Origin of the sequence: Ruminococcus sp. AF17-1AC, assembly GCF_003461385.1 — a bacterium.
GTDB classification, from domain to species: Bacteria; Bacillota; Clostridia; order Oscillospirales; family Ruminococcaceae; genus Hominimerdicola; species Hominimerdicola aceti.
This window is the reverse complement of the sequence record NZ_QTWZ01000024.1, coordinates 11629-27594: the sequence shown is the minus strand read 5'-3', so window position 1 is coordinate 27594 and position 15966 is coordinate 11629. Positions and strand designations below refer to the sequence as shown.

The window sequence follows — 15966 nt, the reverse complement described above, 5'->3', positions numbered from 1 at the left end:
TTGTTCCTTTAATACAAAAAGTGACAGCTGAGCGTCGCTCAGTTGTCACTTTGGATTGTTTATTATATTTTTAAAAAAAATAAACTCACAGAACAGAAGCTCTGTGAGTCATTGGAGGCGCCACCCAGATTTGAACTGGGGATCAAGGTGTTGCAGACCTATGCCTTACCACTTGGCTATAGCGCCATATTGGAGCGGATTACGAGGCTCGAACTCGCTACCTCCACCTTGGCAAGGTGGCGCTCTACCAGATGAGCTAAATCCGCATTTAGTGGTACCTACAATATTATATGCAAGATACCGAAACCTGATACATAAAGAATGTATTGGCGACCGGAATGGGGCTCGAACCCACGACCTCTAGCGTGACAGGCTAGCGTTCTAACCAGCTGAACTACCCGGCCATATGAGCGGACTTTATAAGTCCGCTTGGTGGGAACAACAGGGCTCGAACCTGTGACCCTCTGCTTGTAAGGCAGATGCTCTCCCAGCTGAGCTATGCTCCCGTTAGCTGTCGTTTTGAGTTGTATCTCTCAGCGACGATATTTATTATACACTATTCAAAGCCATTTGTCAAGAGTTTTTTTAAAATTTCTCAAAAAAAGTTTGAGTCCGTAAACGCTTTATTATCGGGCATTTGAATAGTGTACATAAAATATTCATTAAATATTATTCTTTTATTAACCCTAAAATCTCCTCAGGAGTAAAGTGATATTTCTTATCACAGAAGTGACACTCAACGTCAGTACCACCGTCTTTAGAAAGATCTTCAAGTTCTGCCCTGCCCAAAGATATAAGAGCATTCTCTACTCTTTCCCTTGAACAATCGCAACGATAATTAACCTCAAAATCATCAAGAACGTTCGGCTCAAGTCCCTCCAAAGCTTTCATAGCAATATCCTCTGTTGTCATGCCGCTGCTTATAAGCTTTGTTACAGACTCCATTCCGTTTATATTCTTATCTATCTGATCTATAGCTGACTCAGGTGCAAACGGCAAAAGCTGAATAAGAAATCCACCTGCACAATTCACTGTCAGATCTGGATTTACAAGTACGCCAAGAGCGCAGACGCTTGGCACCTGCTCACTGACAGCAAGATAGTTAGTTATGTCCTCTGCTATTTCGCCTGAAACAATAGGCACTTGTCCGCAGTACGGTTCTTTAAGTCCCATGTCCTTGACCACACTAAGCGTACCATTAGAGCCTACAGCCCCTCTGACATCGAGCTTGCCTTTATCGTTAAGCGGCAGTTCCACCACTGGATTTTGTACATACGCCTTAACATTTCCCATGCTGTCAGAAACGCATATAAGTGCACCTGTAGGACCGTCACCGTCCATTTTTACAGTAATAGAATCATCTTTGCCTTTAAGTCCAAATCCCATGAGCGAAGTACCCATAGCAAGTCTGCCAAGTGCCGCCGTGACCACAGCGGAAGTTTTATGTATCTCCTCAATGCGTGAAACAATATCCTTTCCGTCGATAGCGCTGCACACAACGGAAGCGTCTTTACTTATAACTCTAACTATTCTACCCATAAGATCACCCTCTGTTTATTCTCCTGCACACATAAAGAGCTCTCTGCGTTTTATCATTAACTGGAGAGTCCTCAAATCCGTCATACTTTCCTATAAGTTCAAAATCATTTGACTTTACAAGCTCGCTCAAAAACTCGTCCGTATATATCCTCTCTGTGAAATCCTCACTAAAACGACAATAAGAGCCGTCCTCCTGCTCCTCAAAGAAGTCAAGATATATGCTCACGCTGTCATCATCATTAAGCTCATTCTGCCATGCACAGAAAAGCCCATCAAGATCATAGCAGAACGCATTGTCTGCAAGGATCACTCGGTGCTTATACACAGTATTTACATCAAATATGAAAAGTCCACCATCGCAGGTAAATTTTGATACACACTCAAAAGTCTTTCTGACAGCTTCCTCATTTTCAAGGTGATTTATGCTGTCAAGAACACAAACAACAGCATCAACTGCGCCATACAGATCAAGCTCAGTCATATCCTGCATAAGATACTGTATGTTCAGACCGTTTTCATAGCGCTTATCCATGGCTTCTTCCAGCATTTGATCCGACAGATCAACGCCTACCACATCATAATCAAGACGTGCAAGTGCTTCACTGAGCGAACCTGTGCCGCAGGCAAGATCCAAAACTACCTCATGCTCTGAACTGTATCGTTTTATAAGTTCATGACACCGTGCCGCAATTTTTCCGTAATCGACATTCTCTGTAAGCTTATCATAGTAACAAGCAAATCTGCCGTATCCGCTCATTACTTGTCTTCCTTCTTATCCAATCTGTCAAAAACGATATTATATCCGCCTGAGCCGTCATAAGAAAGCGAGCGGTTCACACGGCTTATAGTTGCCGTTGAAGCACCTGTTTCGTTTACTATATCGCTGTAAACATGATCCTTTGTAAGCATTTTTGCAACCTGAAAACGCTGCGAAAGTGCTTTCAGCTCAGGTATAGTGCAAAGATCTTTAAAAAACAACCTGCATTCCTCGACAGTTTCAAGACAAAGCACTGCTTCATAAAGATCGTCTAAATTTTTGATCTCAAGTTTCTCTTTCATGAAAAAAATCTCCTTTACGTTTCATGGTGTAAAGTGTTAAACCATAAATATATTTTAACACAAGTCATGAAAAATGTAAAGGAGAATTATGAATTTTTTATTTACTTACTCTTAATTTTTTCTTCTATTAGGTGTTAGAAAACCGCCGAATGATTTCGGCTCATCAGAAATATCTTCTTTATCATCGTAATATTCCTCTTCTTCGTTCTCTGTATCGCTTTCTAGCTTCTCTGGTGGCGTTATCTCAGCCCCCTCGGATATATCGTCTATTATTGCCCTCAGCTCATCTACACCCTCGCCTGTGACCGCAGAGAATTCCACACAGGTGATGTCCTCAAAGCATGGTATCTCTGTCTTGAAAGCTTCCATACGTGCTTTTCTGGCGTTAGGCTTAAGCTTATCCGCCTTGGTGAACACGATTATAAATGGTATCTCAGCGTCAATAAGATAATTTATCATCATCAAATCGTCTTTGCTCGGCGGATGACGCATATCCACAAGCTGAAAAACAAGTGCAAGCTGTCTGCTGCCGTCGTCAAGATAGCCTCCTATAAGACTGCCCCACTGCCTTTTCTCGGACTTTGATACGCTGGCATAGCCATATCCAGGCAGATCAACGATATAGATATTCTCCACAGAAAAGAAGTTTATTGTAACAGTTTTACCCGGCATAGAGCTTACTCTCGCCAAGTTTTTTCTGTTAAGAAGCTTGTTTATCAGCGACGACTTTCCCACATTCGACCTGCCAGAAAAGGCAAATTCAAGTCTGTCAGACTTGGGTATCTGCGAGAATTTTCCAAAGGATGTATAAAATTCTGCTTTGTTATAATTCATAGGCGCCCTTTCTATACCGTTAATTTTTTTCGCTCCGGCTCGTTCTTGCTTAGGAGTTCAAGCGGAACATTATTTTTGCTGTTTGGAACAAGTGCAACGTCAAGCACATCCTGAATAGTCTTTGCGAACACGAACTCGCAACAAAGCTTTACTGTATCGTCAACGTCATCAAGATCGCCCTTATTAGCAAAAGGCACAATAATAGTCTTTACCCCCGCCTTGTATGCAGCCATAGTCTTTTCACGGAGACCGCCTATAGGCAGTACTTTGCCGCTAAGAGTTATCTCGCCTGTCATAGCAACGTCACTGCGCACTTTTATATTACCCAATGCAGAGATGATACCCGTTATCATGGTAACACCTGCAGATGGACCGTCCTTAGGCACAGCACCCTCGGGAGCGTGTATATGCAAATCTTTTTTCTCGTAAAAGTCTTTATCGATGCCATATTTGTCAGCAACGCTTCTGCAATAGCTTACGGCAATCTTTGCAGACTCCTTCATAACGTCGCCAAGTGAGCCTGTAAGCTCTATTCTGCCCTTTCCGTCAAGCACAAGGACTTCCAAAGGCATGACAACTCCGCCCACTGACGTCCATGCCAGACCATTTACAGTGCCAACAGCATCTTTATCTGATACAACATCAGGGAGATATTTCTCATGGCCAAGATATTTTTCAAGATTATCCGCCTTGAAAGTAACTTTCTTAACTCCGTCTTCAACTATCTCCTTAGCAGCCTTTCGGCAAAGCGAGCCTATCTGTCTTTCAAGATTTCTCACGCCAGCCTCTCTTGTGTAGCTGTCTATAAGCTTATAGATAGCATCATTGCAGATGCGTATCTGAGATGCTTTAAGACCGTTCTTACCTTCCTGCTTTTTAATAAGATGTTCCTTTGCAATATGGAACTTCTCCTCCCTAGTGTAGCTAGACAACTCTATGACCTCCATACGGTCGAGAAGAGGTGCTTGAACGGTATCGAGAGTATTTGCAGTTGTAATAAACAGCACATCACTTAGATCAAACGGCACTTCAATATAGTGATCTCTGAAAGCATTGTTCTGCTCGCTGTCAAGAACCTCAAGCATAGCAGACGATGGATCGCCTCTGAAATCATTGCTCATCTTGTCTATCTCATCAAGAAGAACAACAGGATTTTTACTTCCTGCAAGCTTCATGGCATTCATTATTCTTCCTGGCATTGCACCAACATATGTCTTTCTGTGACCTCTGATATCACTTTCGTCCTTAACACCGCCCAATGAGACCCTTACAAAGTTTCGATTAAGTGCTCTGGCGACAGACTTTGCCACTGAAGTTTTACCAACGCCTGGAGGACCAACAAGACATAGGATCTGCCCCTTGACATCAGGAGTAAGCGCTCTTACAGCAAGATTTTCAAGTATTCTATCCTTGACCTTTGCCATGCCATAGTGATCCTTGTCAAGTATCTGCTTTGCCTTTTTAACGTCTGTCCTATCCTTTGTGACAGCATTCCACGGCAATGCAAGCACTGTGTCGAGATAATTTCTCAGCACAACACCCTCCTGTGACATCATACCCATCTTGGAAAGCTTCCTGACCTCGCCCATAAGCTTATCACGAACTTCTTCGGACAATATAAGTGAATCTATCCTATGTGTGTAATCATCGATCTCATTTACATCTGAGCCGTCTTCATTTTCACCCAACTCATTCTGTAACGCCTTGATCTGCTCACGAATATAGTATTCGCGCTGACTTTCTTCTATCTGAGAATGGACCTGACTATGTATCCTTCTTTCAAGAGATAAAACATTGGTCTCTCGTGAAAGCATAGTGATCATAAGAATTAGCTTATCTAAAACAGATGGGGCTTCAAGAAGCGACTGTCTGTCAGTAAAAGCTAACGGAATATTAAATGCCAAACTTTCAAAAAGTTGAACAGGCGTTTTAGAACCGAGTATCTGGGCATAAAGCTCTTCAGGCATTTTAGGAACCACCTTAACATACTCTTCAAACTCATCTAAGACCGAACGAAAAACAGCAAGTTGTTCGTCATCGTCAAGCCTATCCTTTGAATAATTTGGTACAAGTCTTACATCAGCTTCATAGCAATCATCATACTGATAAAACTCAGCAAGTCTCGCTTTACGCAGACCTTCTACATAGCATCTGTATATTCCATCAGGTGCTTTAACGATCTGTCTTACCTTTGCTACAGTACCCACCTTGAACATATCCTTTTTTTCAGGCATTTCAAGATAAACGTCTTTTTGCGCACAAAGAAAAACAAATCGATCGCCGTCCATGGCATTTTTCATGCTCTTTATAGTTCTTGGTCTGCCAACATCAAAATGCATAGACATTCCAGGAAAAACTACCAGATCTCTCGTTGGAACACACGGCATAATATTATTTATTTTAACATCAGTTTTATCTTTCATAGTTGCTCCATTTCCTTACAGCTCTACAAATACTGTAATGCTTTGTTATACAGCTTTAGTATATAATATCACATTTATGATACATTTGCAAGCCCCACTCAGAAACTTCCCCTTAACAAAAAGAGGCACCTATAAAGGTACCTCAAAATAGAAAACACTATTAGTCAGCTACATATGGAAGAAGTGCCACATGACGTGCTCTCTTGATAGCTGTTGTAAGTTCTCTCTGATGATAAGCACAAGTGCCAGTTACACGTCTAGGGAGGATCTTAGCTCTCTCTGTCATGCACTTTCTAAGCTTTGCGATATCCTTATAGTCGATCTTTTCAGCTCTGTCTGCACAGAACATACAAACCTTCTTACGACCTCTCTTCATAGGTCTGCTTGTATTTCTTTCCTTTTCCATGGTAAATTTCCCTCCTTAGAGAAATATTTTTTCAAAACTCCTCTGCTTAGAACGGTACTCCGTCATCGGTCAATACTTCTTCAAAATCATCAAGGTCACCAATGGACAAAGCGTCATTTGATGGAGCATTGTTATAGTTATTCTGATTAGAATTGTTTGCAGGCTGTGAATATCCACCATTGTTCTGCTGGTAATTATTCTGCTGATAACCACCATTTCCGTAGTTATTGGAATAGTTACCTGCTCCCTGCTGTTTTGGTTCACCTGTGAAAGACACACTGTCAACATTGACCTCAGTTGTATAATGCTTTACACCATTCTTGTCATCATAAGAACCTGTTCTTATCTGACCTTCAAGAGCGATCATTCTGCCCTTTGAAAAGTATCTGTTGATAAATTCAGCTCTCTGCCCCCAAGCAGTGCAAGTAATAAAATCAGTCTGCCTTTCAGCACCCTGACGAACTGGTCTGTCAACTGCAACATTGAATCTCAAAACTGCATTTCCACTAGGAGTCTGTCTTACTTCAAGATCCTGAGTGATCCTACCCATTAAAATAACTCTGTTAAGCATAACTTTTCCCTCTTTCGCAGTTTTACTTGACCGTTACTAAGAAACGGATCACGCCGTCTGTGATACCAAGAATTCTCTCAAGCTCAGCTGGAAACTCAGGCGTAGATGTGAATGACCACAGTACATAAGTACCTTCTGTTTCATAATTGATAGCATAAGCCAGCTTACGCTTGCCCCAATTACTAAGTGTAACGTCGCTTGCGTTAGCCTCGATCAAGTCATTGAACTTAGCTGTGAGTGTGTTTACAGCCTCCTCGTCAAGCTTAGAGCTGAAAATTACCATAGCCTCATAAGACTCATTAATTTTTGCCATTGCATTTGCACCTCCTTTTGGATTTCGCCTGTGCCGCAATTTGCACAAGCAAGGATAACTCAATTATTATAACACAATACCGATTATCTGTCAAGGCTCATTTGCACTTTTTTATGAACTTTTTGTAAAATCATGCAAATATCTTTGTAACACCAAAAATGCCAAACACAACTATCGCAGAATAAACGGCAAAGCCAAGAATAACAGCACCCCATGACGTACCGCCCTTTGCTACTATCTTTTCGGCTATCTCCTGCTCAGTGCCGTCCTCCGACCTTATCTCACGGATCTTTTTTTGTGCAAACTTATAATACATATAATTGCCGAAAAAGCCTGCCACAAACTGAAGTGCCATTGAAACATACCATGTCGCAGCGGAAATGCCCTGAAAAACCCTTCCAGTCACATCGATGCCGATATCAAGCGAGAAACCCATTGTTCCTGCACTAAGATATTCTATCGCAGTAGGGATATTGAGCAGTGCCGTAGCCACAAGCATGATGATACCCACAAGATTCATTTTTCTAAACAGAAAATACAGGTGTGGAAAAAGGAAAGCCGCAAAGTTTATGGAAATCTTTCCACCAAATTTACCAAAACGTATAAAGTTAGACAAAAATATGAGCGGATTTGTCTTTACAAATTTCGCATAGTCATCTAGTTTAATGCCTTCAAGATCTGAGTCCTTATCAAATACAACCTGTCTGCCAAACGGACCGTAAGGCTGTCCGTCAGGGCCGGTCTGCTGAGCGTTATTTTGCGTGTCCATGTCGTTGAATGGACGTTCCTCAGTATCATTTTTCGTAAGCGGTGTTCCGCACTTTTCACAAAATAGCTTGTCAGGCGGATTTTCAAAACCGCAGCGTATACAGCGTATATTCTCACTTTCTACACTCTCCTGAGTTTGCTCCCAGCTCTGACCACTTTCATGCAAAGCGTCATTTATGCACTTTCCTTCTTTGAGATAACACTCACGATGATAAGGCGTGCCACACTCAGGACATACAACTATATCGTCACCATCTTTGAATACTTCTCCGCAGGAAAAGCATTTTTTTCCTGTATAATTAGCCATATCAGGTTTCCTTTCTTGCTGAAACAGGCTTTTTAAAGCCTTTAGATAACATTATAGCACAACTTTCAGGAAAATGCTATAGTTTTTTTATATTTTTCCTTTACTTTTCACAAAAAAAGTTTTATAATATATAATGATATAAAATAAGGAGAAAAAGATATGGTATTTTTAGAAAACTTAAAGTCAGAGCTTGAAGCTCTTAGACCTATCATCAGCGAGCTACATGACGTATACGATATTGAACGTTCTCAGGAAAGGATCGCAGAGCTTCACGAAAAAGCCGCAGAACCTAATTTTTGGGACGACATGGAGAAATCGCAGAAGGTTTTGCAGGAAACAAGAAATCTTGAGGGCAAACTGGAAAAATACAATAAATTCAAGTCGTCATTTGAAGACATCGAAGTGCTTATTGAAATGGCAGCCGATGAGGGTGACGAGGACATGATCGACGAAATACAGTCTGAGCTTAAAACTCTAAAAGAGGGTCTTGACGCCGCACAGCTTGACACTCTGCTCACAGGCGAGTATGATCACAACAACGCTATCATCAACTTTCATGCAGGAGCAGGCGGAACTGAGGCACAGGATTGGAGCGAAATGCTTTTCAGGATGTATCATAAATGGTGTGAAAGCCACGGCTTCAAAATGACTACTCTTGATTATCTCGAGGGTTCAGAGGCTGGCATGAAGAGCGCCTCCGTTATCGTGGAGGGTGAAAACGCTTATGGCTATCTTAAAAGCGAAGCAGGAATACACAGACTTGTGCGTATCTCACCTTTCGACAGCTCAGGAAGCAGACACACGTCATTCTCAGCGGTGGACGTTATGCCTGAAATAGACGATACAATCGAAGTAGATATCCGTCCTGAGGACATTAAAATGGACGTTTATCGTGCAAGCGGTGCAGGCGGACAGCACATCAACAAAACGTCATCAGCCGTAAGACTTACCCACATACCAACGGGTATCGTTACATCATGCCAGACGCAGCGTTCACAGTTCCAGAACAGGGATTATGCAATGAAAATGCTCAAAGCAGAGCTTATCAAAATAAAAGAGCGTGAACATCTAGAGAAGATAGAGGATATCAAGGGTGTTCAGAAAGAGATCGCATGGGGTGCTCAGATACGTTCCTATGTTTTCATGCCATACACTCTTGTAAAAGATCACAGAACGGGTTTTGAAAACAGCAATGTAAACGCTGTTATGGACGGCGACCTTGACGGTTTCATAAACGCTTATCTCAAAGCGCTTTCACTTGGCGAGATCGAAAAATAATTAGCATAAAAAAAGGACAGTTCAAACGAGCTGTCCTTATGTTTTTATGAGATTGTTTTGCCTTTTTTTCTGCTCTCTTTGGTCTTGACAGGAGTTTCTTCAGCCGCTCTATCCTCAAAGAGCTGTTCGTCAGGATCTGCATCCTTATATGCAAACTCAGGATTGCTTTCACCACGCTGATCGTAGTAAGGCTGGATAACGTGTTTTCTGATAACAGGATAACAATTGAAGCAAGTCACGAAGCATATGAACGAAAGAGGCCAAAATGGCAATATGAACAGAGAATACGGCAGGAAAAGATACATCATAACAATAACGATAAGCGATACCAGAAGTGACCAAAGAGACTGCTTTATGCCAAGACTCACAAGATAAAACGAGTTCTTTATTATCTGCTTCATGTTAAGGTTAGTGGAGCTTATCATAAGATAGATGTAAAAGTGCATCATGAAGAATACGATAAGACAGCTTATGCAGATAACAAATGGAATGTATATCATGGAGTTCTGCTCTGCCCAATATTTATACATTGGAATCCCGACCATAAATCCTATAGCGAAGATGATATCTATGGCACCCATGATAGTGCCCTGCTTGAAATTTTTCTTGAAAGAATCCCAGAAATCATGTAGCAGAAACGCATTTCTTTCCTGAGAATAATTTCGGCAAACCTTTGTCATTGCAGCCGTTGCAGGTCCTACCAATACTGACGGTATCGCCAGTAAGAGCCATATTGGATTTGATGTCATAAGCATAAGTATAACCGTAAGCGTCAGCGGTATGCAGAAAACGAAATACAGCAAATTAAGCTCCATAAGCTTCCACATATGCCTGCCATAGACTTCAAAAAACTTAAAAATACCCTTTTTCTCCTGAGGCGCTTTAAGCACACCTCTGCCAGGGGTATTGTAATTACCAAATAAAGACATTACACCGCTCCTTAAAATTAATAGTCCCCGAAATTGCCCCGAATTTTATTTCATTCTTTGTATACTGTATACTAAATTCGTCCTGCAAAAATAATCGTCAGCAGACATTCAAGCGCAGCCGCAACAGCCGCCGCCGCTTCAAGCACAAGAAACTTAACAGCATAAAGCCGCACCGTCCGTCGCAGACCGCTATGCTGTCCTTCAGAAAAAACAATGCACAGCAGGATATTTGACATAGCGACAGCTTCCCTTGCGGCTATCATAAGTGCCGCCGCTGTTATGACCGCAGGAAGAAGTACAAACATCGCTGAAAGTAATGCACCATGTCCGCCGTAAATGCTGTAAAGCTGAGACATTGCAACACCCCAGCCCATGCCACGCAACAGCAATACTGCAACAGCTAAAGGCTGTCCAAGTGAAGAAAAACCTGACAAAAACACAACTGCTAAAAAAACAGTCGAACTGAAAAAAGACCTCACAAGAATTTCTTCAAGATCACCTGACGACCTCACGTCAACAAAGCTGTTTGAAAACACCGACAGCATTGAAAGCTCGTCGCTGCCCATAAAGCAAAAAGTAACAGCACCCAAAAGCGCACCGATCAGGATAGCTCCTGCAAAAAATGCAAGAACTCCGCTTTTGTATATGCCTGTCCCGCTGTTCATTATACATCACTCCTTTGAGTAATGTATATGCCACGGTGCAGAAAAAATAACTATTTTGAAAGCTCGTAAGCTCTCTTAGTGCAAGCCTTGCAGCAGTCCTCAACTGCCTTTGGCAGACCGCCCTCACGGAGCTTTTCAAGACCAGCGATAGTTGTGCCACCCTTTGATGATACCATTTCAATAAGCTCGTCAAGTGACTTGCCACTGTCAGTTATCATTTTTGCAGAGCCGATAAGCGACTTTGCAAAAAGATCTCTTGCAACTGTTTCATCAATATCAACGCTCTTTGCATACTCTACGAATGCCTGAGCATACAGATAGATAAAAGCAGGAGATGAACCGTTTATTGCTATTATCTCTTTCATTTTATCCTTGGATATGACGGCATACATACCGCATGAGCCAAAGATATTGCAAACAAGCTCAAACTCCTCATCTGTTACGCTGTCAGAGCGTGAAAGAGCAGTTGCGCCCTCCCCAAGAAGAAGAGGAGTGTTTGGCATAACAAGCACTACCTTTGCGCCAGCCACAGTTTTTGAAGCGATATAATCATCTGTAATGCCTGCGCAGATAGAAACTATGACCGTATCTTTCGTTACCGCAGGAGCTATCTCATCAAGCACCTCGTCAAGCTGCTGAGGCTTAATTGCAAGAAAAACATATTCTGACTTTTCAACTACCTCTGCACAGCCTGAACATTTTACTGTTCCAAGCTCGTCAAGTCTATCAAGTATCGGAGCATATTTATCAAAAGCGTAAAGCTGAATATCCTTACCCATTTTACTGCCTGCAATGCCTTTCATGATAGCATAGCCCATATTTCCTGCACCGATAAAACCAACATTTATCATACACTCAAGACCTTTCTGAATAAAAGGCATAAGTCTGCCTTAAAAATAACTTAATTTTAATTATACACTAAATCTCTGCAAATTTCAAGTGTTTCACCTAAATTTCACATTAGCACCCCATTTTTATTGTATATTTTCACGCAAAAAGCAGCGACATTTCTGCCGCTGCTTTAAATCATGTATTTGTAGCTTTATGTCCAAACTGTGTTCTTACTTTTTCATAAGCAAACTTCACAGCAGGCAGGAATATCATGAGCAAGATCAGATCCACAGGGAGCTGGATAAGATTTTTCGCTATTCTCGGTGTGCAGTATGTGAGAAAACCACTCATTCCTTCTTTGGTGAGGTTTGTGATGCCAAAAGTCTTGTTTACATAAAGTGTATACAGGAAATAAGAATTAAGTCCTATATTACAGAAAAGTATAACACTTCCTCTTGCAATTGCGATCCTTATGTAGCTTTGAAGCTTTTTGTTGTTAAAATCGCACTTATACAACAGACAGCCGTAGATGATACCTGAAATAATAACTACCATTGCAAGCTGTGGGCTGTAGGCTCTCGGGGATTTGTTCTGCACTATGTATCCCAGAAAGTCAAGGACAAATGTAGACATTCCGCATACCACAGGTCCGTAAAGCATACCTATAGTACAGGTCGCAAGAAATGTGAAACCGATCCTCAAGTCAGGCGTTACCTCAATGGAAAATGATCTGATAGCAAACGCCAATGCTATCAATATTCCAGTTGTTGTCAATGTTCTAAGATCTTTCAGTGACTTGAAAGAGTCATAGAACATTCTTCCGAAGCTCTTCATAAATTTACCTCCTTATTCTGCGAGCTTATCGCTTTGTGCATAACGGAGCATAAAAACAGCTCTGCACACTACCCATGCGGGATGTGCAGAGCCGCTATAAAAAGCTTCAATTACACATTCAGCGGGATGCGAAAACTGAACCGCAAAGGTTCTGCCTTTTTCGTTCCGACGGCAACTCCCCGTCCGACGGACACTTAACGCTCAGTTTTCTACTCTGTAATATGTCAAAGTCTTAAAGACTCAGACCTCGTGAAAAATTAGAATGCAGTTTCATTGAGGATCTTGTAAAGTTCATCCTCGAAAGGCTTCTTCATTGAAAGCGCTTCCTGAATATCTACATCATATATCTTGTTGTCCTTCATACCAACAACTCTGTTGCCAATGCCCTGTTCAAGCAGTTCAACAGCGTGGTAACCCATTTCAGTTGCAACAACTCTATCTCTTACTGTAGGAGAGCCGCCTCTCTGAACGTGGCCGAGAATAGTAGCTCTTGATTCGATACCGGTAAGATCCTGAAGAGTTCTTGTGATATACTCTGTCTTGCCAACGCCCTCAGCAACCACGATGATGAAATGTGTCTTGCCTGACTTCTTTGTCTGCTCCATCTTCTGAGCAATAGCATTGAGATCATAAGGCTTCTCAGGTGTGATAACAGCCTCAGCGCCTACAGCAGCAGCAACGTTGATAGCAATGTAACCAGCGTTTCTGCCCATTACCTCAACTACTGAACATCTGTCATGTGACTGTGCTGTATCTCTGATCTTATCGATCATTTCCATAGCTGTGTTCATAGCTGTGTCATAACCGATAGTATATTCTGTGCATGAAATATCGTTGTCTATAGTACCAGGCAGACCGATACATGGGATACCCTGTGCTGAAAGGTCAGCCGCACCTCTGAATGAACCGTCACCACCGATAACTACGATACCGTCAAGACCCATTTCAAGGCACTTATCTCTGCCCTTCTTTAAACCCTCGATATCTCTGAATTCAGGACATCTTGCAGTATAAAGACAAGTACCGCCTCTCTGGATTATTCCTGAAACAGTTCTTGCATTCATCTCAATAAATTCACCGTTAAGAAGGCCGTTATATCCTCTGAGGATACCTACGACTTCCATACCCTTTGCAAGACCAGCTCTGCATACTGCTCTGACAGCAGCGTTCATACCCGGAGCATCTCCTCCGCTGGTAAGTACACCAATTTTCTTAGCCATGTAAAATACCTCCAAACCAGGAAACAATTTATCCTGTTACTTTCCTAATAATCTATAATGAGCATAGCACAAAGCCCCTGAATTGTCAAGGGCTTTGTTTGTTTTTTAACATTTTATTAAACGTTTTCGTTATTCAGTAGGCACAACAGCCGGAGCTGGTGTTGTTTCAGAAGAGCTGCCTGTGTTCGTATCAGGCTTAGGCTCTGTTGCCTTTGTTGTAGTGGTCGTAGTAGTCACAAGACCTGCGGAAACTGTAACTGTAAGCACATCACCATTTTTAACATTCACAGTGTTTCCAACATTAACGCTTGTCGCCATAACATATCCTGCAGAAACAGAGCTTGAGAAATCGGTAACGACCTTATACTTGATATTATAAGAATCAAGCAGCTCAAGGTAAGCCTTCTTTGACAGGCCAGAGAAATCAGGAACAGGAACATTTTCAGGGCCTGCACATACTTTAAGAACAAGCTCATTTTTCAAAGACGGATCAAAATCAGTACCCTCTGGTATGCTCTGCTCTTTAACAACGTCCTTATCGTCAACATCAGAATAATAATATTCAGCCTTGATAGTAAAATCCTCACCTAGCTGTTTTACAACAGTATTGTATTCCAGACCCACAACGTTAGGCATTATAGCGCCATAGCCATATTCTGACTGACTTTCAGTATCAGTCACCTTAGGCGTAGCAACTGTGGTGCTGTAAACGAATACCTCGCTGTCAACTGCATCTGCATCATCAGAAGAAATGACCTTATCCTCAGACGAATCATTATTGCTGTCCGACGGACCTGAAAACAACTCATATAGCAGAAAAACTGAAAGCAAAAGCACTATCACAAGCACCGTCCAGCCTATTATCGTAGCCGTTTTATTCTTAGGCTTTTCTTCCTCACGAGTCTGCTGTGGCATTTGCCTTGACTGCGTTCTTTGTCTTGGAACATGCTGTATAGGAATAGTCTGAGTTGAACCCTTAGGGTGTTCCATATGCGTTGTATGCTGCTCAAAAAGTGCAGTAACAAGCTCTGAAACTGTCTGTATTCTTTCTTCGCCACGAACTCTCATAGCTCTTGAAAGAACTCGTGAGATATGCTGTGGTATTCTCGGATTGACTCTGCAAGCTTCGACCATAGTATCATTCTTTGTACGGGTATAAGCGTCAAGGGGCATACAGCCTGTTAGTATTCTATAAAGAACTGCAGCAAGTGCATAAACGTCAGTCCATGTGCCCTGCCATTCTAACGAAGAATATTGCTCAGGGGCGGTATATCCTGAATAGAACTCAGGAGAAAGCCCTGTATTAGATGTTCTTATAGAACTTATGCAAAAGCCTGTAAGTTTAAGCTCACAATCAGTTGTAACAATAATATTTTCAGGAGATATTCCCCTGTGTATGATACCTGCATTATGTATAATGCTCAATGTTGTAAACAATGGCACAAAAAGCTTTTTGACCTGTTCCCATGTGAGAAAACCTGTATTTGACTGTAAAAATTTCTTTAGCGTCACGCCCTCAACATATTCGAGTATGACATATGTCGTATTATTCTCGCAAAACATATCCTTTGCCGTGGCGATATGCTGAAGATTTCTCATGCGTGAAAGAACTTTGTTCACGTCTGCAAACTCAGACATAAATGTCTTATACTTAGCCAGACAATCTGGATTCACCACAAGTCGCTGACTTTCGCTATCTCTTTCGCAAAGAGTGTCAGGCATATACTCTCTTGCCACACACTTGCATTTGCCAACCATATCGTAGCAAATGTAAGACGCACCCTCACCATTATATGAAAGCATTTTTCCGACTATATATCTGTTGTCAAGCACTGTTCTCGGTGCAAGATAAGCCTGTAAATGCGGGATATCGTCGGTATAGCTACAATAATGACAGCGACCGTCAGAACCAAGTTCGTTCATACAGCCCATACATAATTTAGTACTAGGATCCATACCGAACCTCCTTTTTACGTTATTCATCAATTT

General features: G+C 41.8%; 16 protein-coding genes, 4 tRNA genes and 1 riboswitch. Of the genes, 1 reads left to right on the top strand and 19 read right to left on the bottom strand.

Going from position 1 to position 15966, the window contains the following annotated elements; genetic code table 11:
- Window positions 1-112: 112 nt before the first annotated feature.
- The 13 genes from DWW81_RS12035 to DWW81_RS11975 form a co-directional block, all read right to left on the bottom strand.
- Window positions 113-186, bottom strand: a tRNA-Cys gene (locus DWW81_RS12035).
- 4 nt (window positions 187-190) lie between these two features.
- Window positions 191-266, bottom strand: a tRNA-Gly gene (locus DWW81_RS12030).
- A 61-nt stretch (window positions 267-327) separates the two neighbouring features.
- Window positions 328-404, bottom strand: a tRNA-Asp gene (locus DWW81_RS12025).
- Between the two features lie 26 nt (window positions 405-430).
- Window positions 431-506, bottom strand: a tRNA-Val gene (locus DWW81_RS12020).
- A 163-nt stretch (window positions 507-669) separates the two neighbouring features.
- Complete coding sequence (gene hslO, locus DWW81_RS12015) at window positions 670-1539, bottom strand: Hsp33 family molecular chaperone HslO (protein ID WP_117898141.1); 870 nt, start codon at window positions 1537-1539, stop codon at window positions 670-672.
- Window positions 1540-1543: 4 nt separating this feature from the next.
- Entirely contained in the window at window positions 1544-2296 is a 753-nt protein-coding gene (locus DWW81_RS12010) for a class I SAM-dependent methyltransferase (RefSeq protein ID WP_117898142.1), read from the bottom strand.
- Window positions 2296-2598 carry a YerC/YecD family TrpR-related protein gene (locus DWW81_RS12005; RefSeq protein ID WP_041337345.1) on the bottom strand — a complete coding sequence of 101 codons (303 nt, stop codon included), beginning with the start codon at window positions 2596-2598 and terminating at the stop codon, window positions 2296-2298. The genes DWW81_RS12010 and DWW81_RS12005 overlap by 1 nt, the downstream gene beginning before the upstream one ends.
- 111 nt (window positions 2599-2709) lie before the next feature.
- Window positions 2710-3432, bottom strand: a complete 723-nt coding sequence (yihA, locus tag DWW81_RS12000) for a ribosome biogenesis GTP-binding protein YihA/YsxC (RefSeq protein WP_117898143.1) — start codon at window positions 3430-3432, stop codon at window positions 2710-2712.
- Between the two features lie 11 nt (window positions 3433-3443).
- On the bottom strand, window positions 3444-5855 hold the full coding sequence (lon, locus tag DWW81_RS11995; protein WP_117898144.1) for an endopeptidase La: 2412 nt from the start codon (window positions 5853-5855) through the stop codon (window positions 3444-3446).
- Between the two features lie 160 nt (window positions 5856-6015).
- A complete protein-coding gene (gene rpsR / locus DWW81_RS11990) occupies window positions 6016-6261 on the bottom strand; it encodes a 30S ribosomal protein S18 (protein ID WP_022287519.1) in 246 nt (81 codons plus the stop codon).
- A gap of 46 nt (window positions 6262-6307) precedes the next feature.
- The gene (locus tag DWW81_RS11985) at window positions 6308-6832 is read right to left on the bottom strand and encodes a single-stranded DNA-binding protein (RefSeq protein ID WP_022287518.1); all 525 of its coding nucleotides are present in this window, start codon (window positions 6830-6832) and stop codon (window positions 6308-6310) included.
- A gap of 22 nt (window positions 6833-6854) precedes the next feature.
- On the bottom strand, window positions 6855-7145 hold the full coding sequence (rpsF, locus tag DWW81_RS11980; protein WP_022287517.1) for a 30S ribosomal protein S6: 291 nt from the start codon (window positions 7143-7145) through the stop codon (window positions 6855-6857).
- A gap of 130 nt (window positions 7146-7275) precedes the next feature.
- Window positions 7276-8220, bottom strand: coding sequence for an RING finger protein (locus DWW81_RS11975; RefSeq protein ID WP_022287516.1), 945 nt, complete (start codon window positions 8218-8220; stop codon window positions 7276-7278).
- Between the two features lie 159 nt (window positions 8221-8379).
- Between DWW81_RS11975 and prfB the strand changes: the two genes are divergently transcribed.
- The gene (gene prfB / locus DWW81_RS11970) at window positions 8380-9498 is read left to right on the top strand and encodes a peptide chain release factor 2 (RefSeq protein WP_117898073.1); all 1119 of its coding nucleotides are present in this window, start codon (window positions 8380-8382) and stop codon (window positions 9496-9498) included.
- 44 nt (window positions 9499-9542) lie between these two features.
- Here prfB and DWW81_RS11965 read toward each other — a convergent pair whose 3' ends face one another.
- The 6 genes from DWW81_RS11965 to DWW81_RS11940 form a co-directional block, all read right to left on the bottom strand.
- Window positions 9543-10427 carry a DUF624 domain-containing protein gene (locus DWW81_RS11965; RefSeq protein WP_117877761.1) on the bottom strand — a complete coding sequence of 295 codons (885 nt, stop codon included), beginning with the start codon at window positions 10425-10427 and terminating at the stop codon, window positions 9543-9545.
- A 71-nt stretch (window positions 10428-10498) separates the two neighbouring features.
- Window positions 10499-11092, bottom strand: a complete 594-nt coding sequence (locus tag DWW81_RS11960; protein ID WP_117898074.1) for a stage II sporulation protein M — start codon at window positions 11090-11092, stop codon at window positions 10499-10501.
- A 50-nt stretch (window positions 11093-11142) separates the two neighbouring features.
- Window positions 11143-11943, bottom strand: a complete 801-nt coding sequence (gene proC, locus DWW81_RS11955; RefSeq protein ID WP_046440540.1) for a pyrroline-5-carboxylate reductase — start codon at window positions 11941-11943, stop codon at window positions 11143-11145.
- Between the two features lie 175 nt (window positions 11944-12118).
- A complete protein-coding gene (locus tag DWW81_RS11950; RefSeq protein WP_117891797.1) occupies window positions 12119-12757 on the bottom strand; it encodes a folate family ECF transporter S component in 639 nt (212 codons plus the stop codon).
- Window positions 12758-12874: 117 nt separating this feature from the next.
- A riboswitch (THF riboswitch) is annotated at window positions 12875-12976 on the bottom strand.
- A 38-nt stretch (window positions 12977-13014) separates the two neighbouring features.
- Window positions 13015-13977 (bottom strand): 6-phosphofructokinase, encoded by a 963-nt coding sequence (gene pfkA, locus DWW81_RS11945; protein ID WP_117898075.1) that lies wholly within the window; start codon window positions 13975-13977, stop codon window positions 13015-13017.
- A 129-nt stretch (window positions 13978-14106) separates the two neighbouring features.
- Window positions 14107-15933: a PASTA domain-containing protein gene (locus DWW81_RS11940; RefSeq protein ID WP_117898076.1), complete on the bottom strand. Its 1827-nt coding sequence runs from the start codon at window positions 15931-15933 to the stop codon at window positions 14107-14109.
- Window positions 15934-15966: the final 33 nt, after the last annotated feature.

What these genes read in the sequence shown, in the direction of transcription:
- hslO (WP_117898141.1), bottom strand. Translation starts at nt 1,539, where the DNA reads ATGGGTAGAATAGTTAGAGTTATAAGTAAAGACGCTTCCGTTGTGTGC.
- DWW81_RS12010 (WP_117898142.1), bottom strand. Translation starts at nt 2,296, where the DNA reads ATGAGCGGATACGGCAGATTTGCTTGTTACTATGATAAGCTTACAGAG.
- DWW81_RS12005 (WP_041337345.1), bottom strand. Translation starts at nt 2,598, where the DNA reads ATGAAAGAGAAACTTGAGATCAAAAATTTAGACGATCTTTATGAAGCA.
- yihA (WP_117898143.1), bottom strand. Translation starts at nt 3,432, where the DNA reads ATGAATTATAACAAAGCAGAATTTTATACATCCTTTGGAAAATTCTCG.
- lon (WP_117898144.1), bottom strand. Translation starts at nt 5,855, where the DNA reads ATGAAAGATAAAACTGATGTTAAAATAAATAATATTATGCCGTGTGTT.
- rpsR (WP_022287519.1), bottom strand. Translation starts at nt 6,261, where the DNA reads ATGGAAAAGGAAAGAAATACAAGCAGACCTATGAAGAGAGGTCGTAAG.
- DWW81_RS11985 (WP_022287518.1), bottom strand. Translation starts at nt 6,832, where the DNA reads ATGCTTAACAGAGTTATTTTAATGGGTAGGATCACTCAGGATCTTGAA.
- rpsF (WP_022287517.1), bottom strand. Translation starts at nt 7,145, where the DNA reads ATGGCAAAAATTAATGAGTCTTATGAGGCTATGGTAATTTTCAGCTCT.
- DWW81_RS11975 (WP_022287516.1), bottom strand. Translation starts at nt 8,220, where the DNA reads ATGGCTAATTATACAGGAAAAAAATGCTTTTCCTGCGGAGAAGTATTC.
- prfB (WP_117898073.1), top strand. Translation starts at nt 8,380, where the DNA reads ATGGTATTTTTAGAAAACTTAAAGTCAGAGCTTGAAGCTCTTAGACCT.
- DWW81_RS11965 (WP_117877761.1), bottom strand. Translation starts at nt 10,427, where the DNA reads ATGTCTTTATTTGGTAATTACAATACCCCTGGCAGAGGTGTGCTTAAA.
- DWW81_RS11960 (WP_117898074.1), bottom strand. Translation starts at nt 11,092, where the DNA reads ATGAACAGCGGGACAGGCATATACAAAAGCGGAGTTCTTGCATTTTTT.
- proC (WP_046440540.1), bottom strand. Translation starts at nt 11,943, where the DNA reads ATGATAAATGTTGGTTTTATCGGTGCAGGAAATATGGGCTATGCTATC.
- DWW81_RS11950 (WP_117891797.1), bottom strand. Translation starts at nt 12,757, where the DNA reads ATGAAGAGCTTCGGAAGAATGTTCTATGACTCTTTCAAGTCACTGAAA.
- pfkA (WP_117898075.1), bottom strand. Translation starts at nt 13,977, where the DNA reads ATGGCTAAGAAAATTGGTGTACTTACCAGCGGAGGAGATGCTCCGGGT.
- DWW81_RS11940 (WP_117898076.1), bottom strand. Translation starts at nt 15,933, where the DNA reads ATGGATCCTAGTACTAAATTATGTATGGGCTGTATGAACGAACTTGGT.